The following is a 12,472-nucleotide window of genomic DNA, read 5'->3' as shown; positions in this document are numbered from 1 at the left end:
GTGGCCTGCCGGTATAATCCGTCATCTTGTGACGGCAAGCCGATAAAATCGGCTTGAATTGCACAATGCGCAATTATTATACCACGAATTTTATACCTTGTGTTTACAAACAAAGAAAAAACTTTCTTTTTTTCTATATCTATGCTATGCTCTTTGGGAGTAAAAGAATGATTGATTACTTGAAAGGATAGATATTTATGACATTACAGAAATTATTAAGCCTTACTAGAAAGGCTGTAGATGAATTTCAATTAATAGAAGAAGGTGATAAAATTGCTGTAGGTATTTCAGGAGGAAAGGACAGCCTTACGATGCTCTATGCGCTTCATGGCCTCAGGCGTTTTTATCCAAAGCATTTCCAATTGGAAGGAATTACCGTTGATTTAGGACATAAAGATTTTTGCCCGGACAAAATTGAAGATTTGTGCAAGAAGTTGGAAATTCCTTTTACCCTTGTAAAAACAGATATTGCTCCTATTATTTTTGAAGAAAGAAAAGAGAAAAATCCATGTTCTCTTTGTGCGAAAATGAGAAAAGGCGCATTAAACAATGCTGCTAAAGATTTAGGATGCAATAAAGTGGCTTACGCTCATCATAAAGATGATGTAGTAGAAACAATGCTGCTTTCTTTAATTTACGAAGGAAGATTTCATACGTTCTCTCCTAAAACTTACCTGGACCGAATGGATTTAACGGTAATTCGTCCTCTGCTCTATGTAAATGAAGCTGATGTGATTGGATTTAAGAATAAATACCAGCTGATGATTGAGAAAAGCCCATGTCCTGTAGATGGATATACAAAACGGCAATATGCAAAAGAACTTTTAAAAACACTTACAAAGGAAAACCCCGGAGTTAAGGAAAGAATGTTTACAGCAATTCAAAATAGCTCTATTTCAGGGTGGAGTAAATAAAAAAGAGGATGTCGCTTTAAACATTTATGTTCATAAAGCGACATCCTCTTTTTATACTGAGTATTTAAGTTTGAGCAGTTTTGTTAGATTTTGCGTTTTTTTAATTCTAACATTTTCTTAATCATTTCTATACAGCCTTCGATACCAAATACACCGCTGTCAAGGCATAAATCATATCCGGCAGCCTCTGCCCATTTCTTGCTGGTGTAATAGTTATAATAGCTGGCTCTTTGTTTGTCTGTTTTGCGTATTCTATCTTTTGCTGCTGAATCAGATAGCTCATATTTAGTTGCAATACGACGAATTCGTTTATCCATGTCTGCATGAATAAATACACTGAAAGCATTTTCATAATCCGCTAAAGCGTAATCTGCACAACGACCTACAATAACACAGGACTCTTCTTGTGCCAGCTTTTTAATAGTATCAAACTGTGCCAGAAAAACTTTATGGTTAATAGGCATATCAGCAAAAGCCGCAGATGAATAACCAAAGGAATATGTATCCATTACCAGAGAATATAAAAAGCTGTTTGTCGGTTTCTCATCATGATGTTCGAATAATTCCTCACAAATACCACTATCCTTTGCTGCTCGATTTAATAGCTCTTTGTCATAGCATTTAATACCTAGCTCATCTGCAAGGCGAAGTCCTATCTCTCGTCCTCCGCTTCCATATTGACGTCCGATTGTTATAACTGTATTTTCTGCCATAACCACACACTCCTCTCTTTTATGCAATGCTCATTTTGTTGTTACTGTTATTATAATCCATTTTTTAGTAAATGTATATATTTTCCTGACTATTTTCTGAATTTTTTTAGCAGTTTTTCAAAATACTCTGGAAGTGGAGCTGTAAATTCCATATATTCTCCTGAAACAGGGTGAATAAATCCAAGAACCATAGCGTGGAGTGTCTGTCCTTGAAGACCGGCAACTGCAGATTTTCTTGGTCCGTAAACGATATCACCTAAAAGGGGATGACCAATACTGCTCATGTGCACACGAATTTGATGCGTACGTCCTGTTTCAAGCTCACATTCAACATAAGTAAACTTTTCAAATCGTTCCAGAACTTTATAATGAGTTGTTGCAGGTTTTCCGTTTTTAACATTAATTGCCATTTTTTTTCGCTCTGTAGGATGTCTCCCGATAGTACCTTCTATTGTGCCGGTGTCTTCTTTTAAACACCCATGAACAATCGCCCGATAGCGCCGCGTAATGCTATGCACCTTTAACTGCTCTGCCAGGCTTTGATGAGCCAGATCTGTTTTGCATACGACTAAAGCTCCGGTTGTATCCATATCAATTCTATGCACAATTCCCGGTCTTAATACACCATTTATACCGGAAAGCTGATCTTTACAGTGAAACATTAAAGCATTTACCAATGTTTTAGAATAATGTCCTGCGCTGGGATGAACGACCATTCCTTTTGGTTTATTTACCACCAGAAGCTGTGTGTCTTCATAGAGAATATCTAGAGGAATATTTTCCGGCTCAATATCCGGTTCTTTATTTTCCGGAATGAAAATACGAACTTCATCATCTTCTGCTACTTTCAGGCTGGCTTTTGCTTGTTTTTCGTTGACGCTTACATTTCCTTCTTTTAATTGTTTTTGTAAAAAAGAGCGAGAGTAGTCATTCATTACTTCTGCTAAATACTTATCAACTCTTTCTCCGGCATACGCAGCATCTACTTGCAGACAAAGTTGTTTCATAAATCAAACTCCTTTATTCTTTGCATTTTCATTTTAAAAAATTAAAATCTTCGTCTTTGTAATAAAACAAAACTACAATAAACAATAAAACCATACCCACACTTACATAGATATCCGCTACATTAAAAACAGGGAAATCAATAGGGGCAAAGTAAATAAAATCAATAACATAATCCAGCCGAATTCTGTCAATTAGATTTCCAATACCTCCTGCTGTAATTAGAAAGCATAAGAGTTTTAAGAAAATGTATTTTTTATCTGCTGGAATTTTCCATAGCACATAACACACACCGACTAAAATTAAGCTGGTTAAAACTACCAGGAAAATTTTCTGGTCTTGGAAGATACCAAAAGCAGCTCCTCTGTTTTCCAGATATTGAAAATACAAAACATCCGGGATTAAAGGAATATCCGCTTTGTTTTTTAAATTTTTAACAGCCAGAAATTTTGTCAATTGATCAAATCCTGTCAGCAGTGTGACAGCGATAAAAAGTTGAAAGAAGGATAGAATACGTTGTTTTTTTCTCATAAAGCAGCCTCCTTATCTTCCGTACATATTTCTTTTATAGCTTCCATTAAATCGGAGTCCTGTAAGGAAGTATCAATAATTGCATTTCCGCATTTTTCTAATAAAATAAAGCGAATATGACCTTTATCCATCTTTTTATCTGATTTGGTAGTCATCAAAATATCTTCGCAGGATAATCCACTTACTTTTACAGGTAGATGGAAAGCTTTTAATTCTTCCAGAGCTTTTCTATATTCACTTTCAGATAGATATCCCTTTTTCCAGGACAAATAAGAAGCTGCAGCACAGCCAATAGAGACACAATGACCATGATGGAGAGAAAAGTTCTTTAATTTTTCTACAGCATGACCGATAGTATGTCCAAAATTTAAAACGGCGCGCTCTCCATGCTCTAAAGGATCATTTTCTACAATGGTTTTTTTGATGACACAACTTTGGAATATCATTTCCTGGCATATATCCAGTTGTCTATCCATAATTTCTTTTTTATGCATTAAAAGCCATTGACTGTAATTTTTATTTCGTATAAAACCATGCTTTACTACCTCACCCATTCCGCTGGTGAATTCTGTCTCTGGCAATGTTTTGAGAGTCTGTACATTTGCGTAGACAAACAGAGGCTGGTGAAAAGCCCCTACCATATTTTTGTATTGTCCGAAATCTACGCCGGTCTTTCCACCTATACTGCTGTCCACTTGGGCCAGTAATGTTGTAGGAATTTGTATAAAGTCAATTCCACGCAGATAGGTAGCTGCAGTAAAACCTGTCATATCTCCGATTACACCGCCGCCTAAAGCTGCTAATAAATCTCCTCTGTCAAAATGATTGATAATTAAGTGTTCATAAATACCTTCAATTTCTTTTAAGTTTTTATTTGCTTCTCCGGCAGGAAGAACGTATGAAGTGACACTTAAATCTGTATTTTTAAGCTCATCCATAATTGTTTCAAGATAAAGAGGAGCAACATTCGTATCTGTTACAATACAAATTTTTCGCCCTTTTTTGTTTAAAGAATTTAATTTTTCTGATAATTTTGAAAAACTTTTTTCAAAAAAAATGTTGTAGTGAAAATCTCCATTTTTTTTCACTTGTAAAATTTCTTCTCCCATTGAAAAACCTCCTGTCTAACAATATTTATGTAAAATTATATGATAACGATTTTTCTTTGTTTTACTGGTTACGGAATGAAATTGAAATTTTCCTTTTCCTCGGACAGATACAATATCTCCTTCTTTTAAAACATATCCATTAGATACAACACTTTTTCCATTTATGAAAACTTTACCGCCTTCAATATAAGAAATCATACTGCTTCTGGACGTATGGAAGGCAAGTCCGATCACACTATCCAGACGTGGAGAAGCAACTGTACCTGAAATTTCTTCTCTTTTGGGAGCAGGAAGCTGGTTCTCTTCTGTAATTAACTCTGTATTTACAGGTGTATGCTTAATACGGCAGATTTCCTCCATAAGAAAATTTGTCATAGAAGTATGACAAAAAACAAAGGCGCCATCTTCTTCTACTAAAATATCACCGATTTTACAACGCTCAATTCCCAGATTTAAAATGGAACCCAGATAATCACGATGTGTCAAAACATCGGAAAATTTTCTATTTAAAGGAGATATTTTGATACAGTCAATTGGATAATCTTCTTTACAATAAAAAGCATCAGATACGAATGCCGCCATCTGACGCTCTGCCGTGTCATAGCCTCCAAATAACAGAACTTGAACTCCTGTATCCTGAAAAGAAAGACTGTGAAGAATATTTTGTTCGTTTAAATCTAAAAAATCAGAGTAAGTAAGAATTCCTCTATAGTAGGATTTCTTACTTAACTCTAACATACGTTTTTTAAATAACTCTTCTTTTTCCATAAGGCAAGATTAAATCCCTTCGTACATAGAGCCGCCTGTGATGTCATTAAGTAACTCCTGAGAGTCACCGGTAATATCCACACCTTCCGGTGTTAAAATAAAGATATAAGAAGAAACTTTACGAATGCTTCCCTGAATAGAATAGCTGGCTCCGGAAGTAAAATCAATAATGTGCTGAGCAAGATTAATATCCAGACCTTCTAAATTTAAAATTACAGTGCAGTTGTCCAAAAGTGCGTCAACGATTTCTGTTGCATCATCAAATTGTTTTGGCTTAATTACACAGACTTCACTGGAAGATGGTTTTTTCTTTACGTTGTACATAGGTGTTACTTTGCTGGAAGCGGATGTTTGTTTTGCAGGTTTTGGCTGTTTTGTTGCAGCAGTTTGTTTTTCTGCTTTTTTATAGCTTTTCGTTGAAGAAATATCATCAAAATCATCATCGAAATCGTCATCTAATTTTTTGAAAAATCTTTTTTTAGGTTTTTCGTCTTCAAAATCGTCATCGAAATCATCTAAAAAATCGTCATCATCAAAATCATCGTTTACCTTTACAGCATCTATAAATTTACCTAAAATATTCATTTTATAAAATCTCCTATCTATTATATGGTATAATTTCTTTCTCCGAAGATGCCGGTTCCTACTCGTACATGAGTAGCCCCTTCTTCAATGGCGACTTCATAGTCACCTGTCATGCCCATACTCAGGACATCCATAGTAACATTATCAAAGTTTTTCTCTTTAATGTCAATACTTAAATTTTTTAATTTATGAAAAATCCACCGGTTTTCTTCTGGATTTTCCACGTAAGGGGCAATGGTCATAAGACCATGAACAGCAATATTAGGAAGAAGTGAAATTTTTTCAAGCAGAGGAATTACTTCTGTTGTGGATACGCCAAATTTACTTTCCTCTTCCGCTACATTTACTTCAATTAAAATATTTGCAATAACCTGTTTTTTTTCTGCTTCTTTACTGATTTCCTCTGCAAGGCGTAAAGAGTCGACAGAATGAATTAAACAAGCCTTATCAACAATGTATTTTACTTTATTTCTTTGTAAATGTCCAATCATATGCCAGTTAAGAGTAGAGGGGAGAATTTCTGCCTTTGCAGTAAGTTCCTGGACTTTATTTTCTCCAAACTCGGTTACTCCTAATGGAAGGAGTTCTTCTATCATAGAAACAGGCTTTGTTTTACTTACTGCAATTAAAGTAACATCTTTGCGACTCCTTCCCGCGCGCATACATGCCGCTTCTACACGCTGTTCCACTTCTTTATAATTTTCACAGACACTCATAATAGTCTCCTTTCCTTAGTAAGTACCAGACAGAATATCTTCTTCTTTTACTTCTTCACCATCTAATACAATATAATCAAACGGCTGAAGACCATAGGAAGTACCCTGCTCTACAATACAATATTCTTCATTTTGATCGAGAATTTCGATTTGTCGGAAGACAGCATAACCTTTATTCATGCCATACACTCCTTCCAGATAATCGACTTCACCTACAACAAAGGTTTCGTTAGAATCAGGCTTAATCAGAACGTCCCCTTCTTTGAAGGTTTCTTTATCTACATAGCAGTATCCACCTGAAAGTTCGGCATTGTCATAGGTGATTTCGTTTCCTTCTTCATCGGTTTCTTTATAAATGACAGCTTCTACAAATTCTGTGGTCGATGCTTTGTTTTTATGTTGTAATTCCCGTATAAATCCTTTTCCTTCTGTATTATTTCCGTTAGCAAGGAAATCTCTTGGAATAAGATAAAATTCTTTTGTGACGATAGAACTTACCGGTATTTTTAAGCCGCTTCGAGTATTTACTACCAGTTCAATCTCCAGAAAACGGTCCGATGCATAACGTGCCATACCATTCTTTAATTGAATTTGTGCAACCTTTTGTTCTCCAATAGTCACAATAGATAATGTACCATTTTGGCTTTCGCCATCTTTTAAGAACTTCACTTTGATACTGCTTCTATCTGCTATTGTAGCAGCCAGTTTATCCGTAAGAGGAACCATTAAAGTCCATTCTTCACTGGTAATTACCTTGTACACTGGTTCCCCTTTTTTAATCTTTTCGTTTGTTAAAAGCTCAGTTTTTTTATAAGCTTTTTCATCAAAGTCATTTTCCGTCAATGTTTCCGGGTTTTTTTCTTCGTAGCCATCTGTAGAATAGACCACAACTCCAGCTTCCGGGGAAGTGAAAATCTTTTGGTTCCCAAGAGAAACAGAGTCTCCAATTGCTTGTCCTTTTAAAACACCACTGTCTTCATTTTCGGTTTCCTGAGAATTGTCTGAGGACTCCATTACACCGGAAGCATGAAGAATGTTTCCCTGTAATTCATATTTGAAACTGTAAGTATCATAAAAATCACTTCCTTGAAAACCATAAGAAAATTTTGCCATACTGGCTCTCATTTTTTCTAATTGTTCAGCAGAAAGGTCTATATCTGAAGTCTCTGTCTTTTGATTATCCAGTGCATATACAGAACCATTTTTTCGCACCTGCATACCTTCTCGTGCATAGTAATCAATATAACCGGATCCGCCGGCCGGTACAATCTGCTCTTGACGAATGGCAAGAGCATTGCATACAGGATTTTTGGTCAATGGCCCTACCGTAACCTGATAAGAGGTAACATGACCGGAAGTAGCATATAAAATGACGGTAATGATCATGTACAACAATAAAACGCCAAACATAATGGTTGTAATATTAAATGTAAATAATTTTTTTAAAAACAGAAAAAACTGTTTGATTTTTTTAAAACTTTTTTTCCCGATTGACAACTTTAATCTCCTTTGTCTTCATTGTCTCTTCAGCATTATATTTTATTTTAACATTTTCTATATGGAAGCACAATAGAAAAAAATTGTATAGAAACAGAAATTTGCGGACACACTAAATAAGGATAAAGGAGGCTTTATTTATGAGTAGCAGAGCTTTAGATTACACAGCATTAGTAATTGCTTTAATCGGTGCAGTTAACTGGGGGCTTATTGGCTTTTTCCGATTTAATCTGGTAACCTTTTTATTTGGAGATATGGTATGGGTAACCAGAATTATTTATGCACTGGTTGGAATTTGTGGCTTGTATCTTTTTACTTTATTTGGAAGAATTGAAGCTTTTGGCGAAAAGATATAGTCCACGGAAAAAGCCACCACACAAGTTTACTTTTGAGTGGTGGCTTTTGTATTTTTTATATTTTTGGACAAATCGCTTATTACATAGAAACGAGAATCATATCCTTTGCACATTCCGGTAATTGGCTTGCATCTTTTGAAACGCTGAGTACAAAAGAAACCTGATATTTCTCGCCCATTGTCTGCAGGCGTTTTAATACATCTGCAAGTTCTTCATCTGTTACTTTTGAGATTTTAAGAAAACTATCCAGGAAAATTCTTTCTAAATCATTATCCTGTGAAAGAATACCGGAAAGAAATCCTATAAATTCACTGCTGTTTTGAACATCAAACTCAGACAAATCAATCAGACGTACTTTGTTATTTAACTCATACATGTGTTTCTTGCTCTTATCCAGATAAACAAATGTACCGGTTGCCTCTTTAATCTCCTTATTTACTTTGTCTAAAAGTATTTTTGTTTTTCCTTTTCCTTTTTCGCCTACAATTAACTGAACCATCGCAATTTCCTCCTTAGCCGCACGTAATATGTATATTTACCAAAAACGTGGTTATCGTTAAAATAATTATAGTGCATATTGTTTGAAAATTCAATGGTAAAATAAAAAAATATAGTGATTTTTTATCTATTTGTCTGTGTTAACATCTCAGATATTCTTTCTATGAGCGCACCTTCTGTATTGGCATGAAATACAATGGATATATAAAATTCTCCATAATTATTTTGAGTTAATAATGCTGCATAGTTAGAGGATTTTGAAGTGAAAGTTTTTCCTCCTAAGATAGTAACATCTTTGGGGATTGTTACCTTTCCTGTTGTAAAAAGATTATCCCCATCCAGCCACTGCTGTTTTAGCTCGCCTTTTTCCGTAGTGTAGCTCATTGTATAATCTGATAAGGACATGGCATTTAATAAATCCGGATATTTTAAAAACTCATTGAGCAACAAATAAATATCATAAACTGTAATATATTGCTCCTCCGAAGAATATCCTGTAGCATTTGTAAAATGTGTATTGGTCATACCAAGCGCTGCTGCTTTTTCATTCATCAGACTGACAAAGCTTTCTTGAGAACCGCTGGTAAGTCTGGCAAGAGCCTGGCAGGCATCCTCTGCCGAAGAAATAATTACAGCATTCAAAAGCTGTTTAACAGTAACATGATATCCTTGTCGAAGACCACAGCTCCTGACTCCTTTTCCATACACTCGATCATCTTCTTCGATGACAATTTCTTCTTCTGGATTTAAATGTTCTGCAGCGAGTAAAACAGTCATAAGCTGTGTTATTTTTCCGGGTTCTACTTTTTCATATAAATGATTGGAAAAGGGAATACTTCTTTCGGAAAGTGAAAAAAATCCGGCCATTTCTTCGGAAATGCTTTGAATGCCTTCCATTTGCGTAAAGTCTTCTCCAACGCAGAGATTGCTGGCAAGTCCCGGAGCTACTAAAGCGTCTTCTTTTGCAGAGGTTCCAAAAGCTTGTATACTTTTGTTATAGGGGAATTCCTCTTTGAAATTTGTACGATTGAAAAAAAGCACAACAGCCAAAATCACAAAGAGCAATAAAATTATAGCTGCTAATGTTAAAAAGATTGCTTTTTTTCGTTTTTTATTTATACATTTCACGCCAATCCAGCTCTCCTCTTCCTAAGGAACGAATCATCATTTCCGCAGTTGCCAGATTTGTTGCCATAGGAATATTATGAGTATCGCACAACATAAAAATACGCTTTACATCCGGATCCTGCTTCTGGGGAGCTAAAGGCTCACGTAAGTAGATGATTAAATCCATTTCATTTTGTTCAATCATAGCCCCTAACTGTTGTTCTCCGCCTAAATGTCCTGCAAGAAATTTATGAACAGTCAGGTTAGAAGCTTCTTCAATCAGTCTTCCGGTAGTACCTGTGGCATACAATGTATTTTTAGACAGAATATTTCTGTATGCGATGCAAAAGTTCTGCATTAGTTTTTTCTTTGAGTTATGTGCAATCAATCCGATGTTCATGATTTTTCAACCTCCCTGTAAGTTCTATATTTTTGTAATCCCACATTTAACACAAGTCCCATTCCAATGTAAAGGCTGACAATAGAGGTCAGTCCATAGCTGACAAAGGGAAGGGGTGTTCCGGTGTTTGGCAGAATTTTTGTTACTACGGCGATATTGATGAACGTCTGTATTCCCACTAAAGATGCAATACCGCAGCAGATGAGCTTGCCCGAAGCATCCTTTGCCCGAAGACTGACACGGATACATTCCAAAATCACTAAAAACAGCATAAGTAAAATGGCAGTACAGCCAATAAATCCCAGCTCCTCTCCTGCCACAGAGAAAATAAAGTCTGTCTGATTTTCAGAAACAAAATTTCCCTTGTTGGCAGATGCTACTTCATTGTTGTTAAGTCCTTTTCCTGTAAGTTGTCCGGAGCCAATGGCTGTTACAGAGTTTTCCTGCTGTAAAACATCATCAGAATACGCATCATCTTCTGAGTTTAAGAAAGCCATAATTCTATCACGCTGGTAATCATCAAGTAATTTTTGGTCAGGCTGTACAACAATAAACAGGAAAACAATTACCATAGGTACTGAAATTAAAAGAATACCGCCGATAATTTTGTAGCTCAATCCTGCAACATAAATCATGATACAAAAAAGTATAGCAACCGTAATGGTATTTTTCAAGTCCGGCTGTGATAAAATTAAAGACAACGGAATGGCAAGCAGGACAACGGCTTTTACTATTGTCCGCAGAGTATTTAAGTCTTCTTCATGGTCCATAAAAAATTTGGCAAAGAATAGGATTAAAATAATTTTTGCCAATTCTGTGGGTTGAAACTGAAAACCTCCGATACTTAGCCAGCGTCGTGCTCCATTTACGTCAGTTCCTATTATTTTTACTAAAATCAGCAAAATAATATTTCCACCATACATAATCCAAGTGAAATTTAAAATCCAGCTAAAATCAATGAGAGAAACAATTACCATGACAATAAGGCCTAAAATCATTCCTAAAAACTGTTTTTTCTGTAAACTCGGATCTGCGCTTCCTACCAGCAAAACCCCCATAGAGGTCAATGCAATAAGAACAATTACCAATCTGAAGTTGTAATCTCGTAATTTGTATTGTCTAATCATGAAAACACCTATTTTTCTTCTTGTCTTTAAAGTTTCCTTTCATCATCTCTGAAACAGCATGCCCGGAGATGAATTTTTAATATCCGTCTGTAAGGGAATAGATGCTGTTACCGTAGCCGTATCTTTGCGATAGCGGATTTCTACTTTTTGTTCGTGTACGGCAAAATATTTATTTACAGCACGGATTAAATCATTTTGCAGCATGGTCATCATTTGTGGACTACATTCCAGCCGCTCAGAAGTAAGGAGCAGCTTCAAACGGTCTTTTGCAACAAAACCGGATGGTCTGCATGGAAATCGAAACATTCCTAATCCTCCTTCTTCTATTTTTTGAAAATACCGGAAATTCGTTTGAAAACACCTTTTTTTGTTCTAAATTCCATAAGGGGAACGTCTTCTCCCGATATTCTCCTGCAAATATTTTCAAAGGCTTTTCCTGACAGGGAGTCCTTACCGCATAGAGGTTCTCCCTGATTGGTTGCAATGACTACTGCTTCGTCATCGGGAATAGCGCCCAATAAATCTACGGCAAGAATTTCGGACACATCTTCCACTGACATCATTTCTCCACGTTTAATCATATCCATACGAAGGCGGTTAATGACTAATTGAATTTGCGGCATTTCGTTTGCCTGCAGAAGTCCTATAATCCTGTCTGCATCGCGAATAGCCGAAACTTCCGGAGTAGTTACCACAATTGCTCTGCTTGCTCCTGCAATAGCATTTTTAAACCCTTGCTCAATTCCGGCAGGACAATCTAAAAGAATATAATCAAATTCTTCCGATAGTGCCTCTGTTAATTTTACCATTTGTTCCGGTGTGATGGCAGTTTTATCTTTTGTCTGAGCGGAAGGCAGTAAAAACAGATTATCACACTGCTTGTCTCGAATAAGCGCCTGCTTCATCCGACAGCTTCCCTCAATTACATCGATAAGATTATAGACAATGCGGTTTTCTAATCCCAGAACAACATCCAGATTTCGAAGTCCGATATCGGTATCGACTACAACTACTTTCTTGTTCAGTTTTGCCAATCCCAAACCGATATTTGCTGTCACTGTGGTTTTACCCACACCGCCTTTTCCAGACGTAATTACAATAATTTCACTCATACAAAATCCTCCTGATACCCTCTTTTTCTTTTTC

At 36.1% G+C, this 12,472-nt stretch carries 16 protein-coding genes; 2 read left to right on the top strand and 14 right to left on the bottom strand.

Features of this window, described 5'->3' with window-relative positions; translation table 11 throughout:
• The first annotated feature begins 197 nt into the window (after positions 1-197).
• On the top strand, positions 198-914 hold the full coding sequence (locus tag BQ7352_RS11070) for a tRNA lysidine(34) synthetase (RefSeq protein ID WP_072449287.1): 717 nt from the start codon (positions 198-200) through the stop codon (positions 912-914).
• An 83-nt stretch (positions 915-997) separates the two neighbouring features.
• Here the strand turns inward: BQ7352_RS11070 and BQ7352_RS11065 are convergent, their stop codons facing one another.
• The 8 genes from BQ7352_RS11065 to BQ7352_RS11030 all read right to left on the bottom strand — a co-directional run bounded on the left by BQ7352_RS11065 (position 998) and on the right by BQ7352_RS11030 (position 7,838).
• Positions 998-1,627 carry a cytidylate kinase-like family protein gene (locus tag BQ7352_RS11065; protein ID WP_072449286.1) on the bottom strand — a complete coding sequence of 210 codons (630 nt, stop codon included), beginning with the start codon at positions 1,625-1,627 and terminating at the stop codon, positions 998-1,000.
• A gap of 89 nt (positions 1,628-1,716) precedes the next feature.
• Complete coding sequence (locus tag BQ7352_RS11060) at positions 1,717-2,634, bottom strand: RluA family pseudouridine synthase (protein ID WP_072449285.1); 918 nt, start codon at positions 2,632-2,634, stop codon at positions 1,717-1,719.
• A gap of 28 nt (positions 2,635-2,662) precedes the next feature.
• On the bottom strand, positions 2,663-3,163 hold the full coding sequence (lspA, locus tag BQ7352_RS11055) for a signal peptidase II (protein ID WP_072449284.1): 501 nt from the start codon (positions 3,161-3,163) through the stop codon (positions 2,663-2,665).
• Positions 3,160-4,272 carry a 3-dehydroquinate synthase gene (gene aroB / locus BQ7352_RS11050; RefSeq protein WP_072449283.1) on the bottom strand — a complete coding sequence of 371 codons (1,113 nt, stop codon included), beginning with the start codon at positions 4,270-4,272 and terminating at the stop codon, positions 3,160-3,162. The genes lspA and aroB overlap by 4 nt, the downstream gene beginning before the upstream one ends.
• A gap of 15 nt (positions 4,273-4,287) precedes the next feature.
• Positions 4,288-5,040, bottom strand: a complete 753-nt coding sequence (locus BQ7352_RS11045) for a YlmH family RNA-binding protein (RefSeq protein ID WP_072449282.1) — start codon at positions 5,038-5,040, stop codon at positions 4,288-4,290.
• Positions 5,041-5,049: 9 nt separating this feature from the next.
• Positions 5,050-5,625, bottom strand: a complete 576-nt coding sequence (locus BQ7352_RS11040; protein WP_072449281.1) for a cell division protein SepF — start codon at positions 5,623-5,625, stop codon at positions 5,050-5,052.
• A 20-nt stretch (positions 5,626-5,645) separates the two neighbouring features.
• Entirely contained in the window at positions 5,646-6,341 is a 696-nt protein-coding gene (locus tag BQ7352_RS11035; RefSeq protein ID WP_072449280.1) for a YggS family pyridoxal phosphate-dependent enzyme, read from the bottom strand.
• Positions 6,342-6,356: 15 nt separating this feature from the next.
• The gene (locus BQ7352_RS11030) at positions 6,357-7,838 is read right to left on the bottom strand and encodes an HlyD family efflux transporter periplasmic adaptor subunit (protein WP_072449278.1); all 1,482 of its coding nucleotides are present in this window, start codon (positions 7,836-7,838) and stop codon (positions 6,357-6,359) included.
• Between the two features lie 140 nt (positions 7,839-7,978).
• Between BQ7352_RS11030 and BQ7352_RS11025 the strand changes: the two genes are divergently transcribed.
• Entirely contained in the window at positions 7,979-8,194 is a 216-nt protein-coding gene (locus tag BQ7352_RS11025) for a DUF378 domain-containing protein (protein WP_072449277.1), read from the top strand.
• A gap of 79 nt (positions 8,195-8,273) precedes the next feature.
• On the opposite strand, the gene BQ7352_RS11020 is transcribed toward BQ7352_RS11025, so the two are convergent.
• From BQ7352_RS11020 to minD, 6 genes are all read right to left on the bottom strand, one after another.
• Positions 8,274-8,693, bottom strand: a complete 420-nt coding sequence (locus BQ7352_RS11020; RefSeq protein WP_072449276.1) for a twitching motility protein PilT — start codon at positions 8,691-8,693, stop codon at positions 8,274-8,276.
• 122 nt (positions 8,694-8,815) lie between these two features.
• A complete protein-coding gene (locus tag BQ7352_RS11015) occupies positions 8,816-9,820 on the bottom strand; it encodes a D-alanyl-D-alanine carboxypeptidase family protein (RefSeq protein WP_072449274.1) in 1,005 nt (334 codons plus the stop codon).
• On the bottom strand, positions 9,804-10,199 hold the full coding sequence (locus BQ7352_RS11010; RefSeq protein ID WP_004221858.1) for a methylglyoxal synthase: 396 nt from the start codon (positions 10,197-10,199) through the stop codon (positions 9,804-9,806). The genes BQ7352_RS11015 and BQ7352_RS11010 overlap by 17 nt, the downstream gene beginning before the upstream one ends.
• Complete coding sequence (locus BQ7352_RS11005) at positions 10,196-11,326, bottom strand: FtsW/RodA/SpoVE family cell cycle protein (RefSeq protein WP_072449273.1); 1,131 nt, start codon at positions 11,324-11,326, stop codon at positions 10,196-10,198. Before BQ7352_RS11005 ends, BQ7352_RS11010 begins: the two co-directional genes overlap by 4 nt.
• Before the next feature lie 42 nt (positions 11,327-11,368).
• Positions 11,369-11,632, bottom strand: a complete 264-nt coding sequence (gene minE / locus BQ7352_RS11000) for a cell division topological specificity factor MinE (RefSeq protein WP_072449271.1) — start codon at positions 11,630-11,632, stop codon at positions 11,369-11,371.
• A gap of 17 nt (positions 11,633-11,649) precedes the next feature.
• The gene (gene minD / locus BQ7352_RS10995; RefSeq protein ID WP_072449270.1) at positions 11,650-12,438 is read right to left on the bottom strand and encodes a septum site-determining protein MinD; all 789 of its coding nucleotides are present in this window, start codon (positions 12,436-12,438) and stop codon (positions 11,650-11,652) included.
• Positions 12,439-12,472: the final 34 nt, after the last annotated feature.

Origin of the sequence: Blautia sp. Marseille-P3201T (assembly GCF_900120295.1) — a bacterium.
In the GTDB taxonomy this organism is placed as follows: domain Bacteria; phylum Bacillota; class Clostridia; order Lachnospirales; family Lachnospiraceae; genus Blautia.
The sequence above is the reverse complement of the archived record's forward strand: the minus strand, read 5'-3'. Positions and strand labels throughout refer to the sequence as shown.

Coding starts and splice junctions, on each gene's coding strand:
- BQ7352_RS11070 (WP_072449287.1), top strand. CDS start 198: ATGACATTACAGAAATTATTAAGCCTTACTAGAAAGGCTGTAGATGAA.
- BQ7352_RS11065 (WP_072449286.1), bottom strand. CDS start 1,627: ATGGCAGAAAATACAGTTATAACAATCGGACGTCAATATGGAAGCGGA.
- BQ7352_RS11060 (WP_072449285.1), bottom strand. CDS start 2,634: ATGAAACAACTTTGTCTGCAAGTAGATGCTGCGTATGCCGGAGAAAGA.
- lspA (WP_072449284.1), bottom strand. CDS start 3,163: ATGAGAAAAAAACAACGTATTCTATCCTTCTTTCAACTTTTTATCGCT.
- aroB (WP_072449283.1), bottom strand. CDS start 4,272: ATGGGAGAAGAAATTTTACAAGTGAAAAAAAATGGAGATTTTCACTAC.
- BQ7352_RS11045 (WP_072449282.1), bottom strand. CDS start 5,040: ATGGAAAAAGAAGAGTTATTTAAAAAACGTATGTTAGAGTTAAGTAAG.
- BQ7352_RS11040 (WP_072449281.1), bottom strand. CDS start 5,625: ATGAATATTTTAGGTAAATTTATAGATGCTGTAAAGGTAAACGATGAT.
- BQ7352_RS11035 (WP_072449280.1), bottom strand. CDS start 6,341: ATGAGTGTCTGTGAAAATTATAAAGAAGTGGAACAGCGTGTAGAAGCG.
- BQ7352_RS11025 (WP_072449277.1), top strand. CDS start 7,979: ATGAGTAGCAGAGCTTTAGATTACACAGCATTAGTAATTGCTTTAATC.
- BQ7352_RS11020 (WP_072449276.1), bottom strand. CDS start 8,693: ATGGTTCAGTTAATTGTAGGCGAAAAAGGAAAAGGAAAAACAAAAATA.
- BQ7352_RS11010 (WP_004221858.1), bottom strand. CDS start 10,199: ATGAACATCGGATTGATTGCACATAACTCAAAGAAAAAACTAATGCAG.
- BQ7352_RS11005 (WP_072449273.1), bottom strand. CDS start 11,326: ATGATTAGACAATACAAATTACGAGATTACAACTTCAGATTGGTAATT.
- minE (WP_072449271.1), bottom strand. CDS start 11,632: ATGTTTCGATTTCCATGCAGACCATCCGGTTTTGTTGCAAAAGACCGT.
- minD (WP_072449270.1), bottom strand. CDS start 12,438: ATGAGTGAAATTATTGTAATTACGTCTGGAAAAGGCGGTGTGGGTAAA.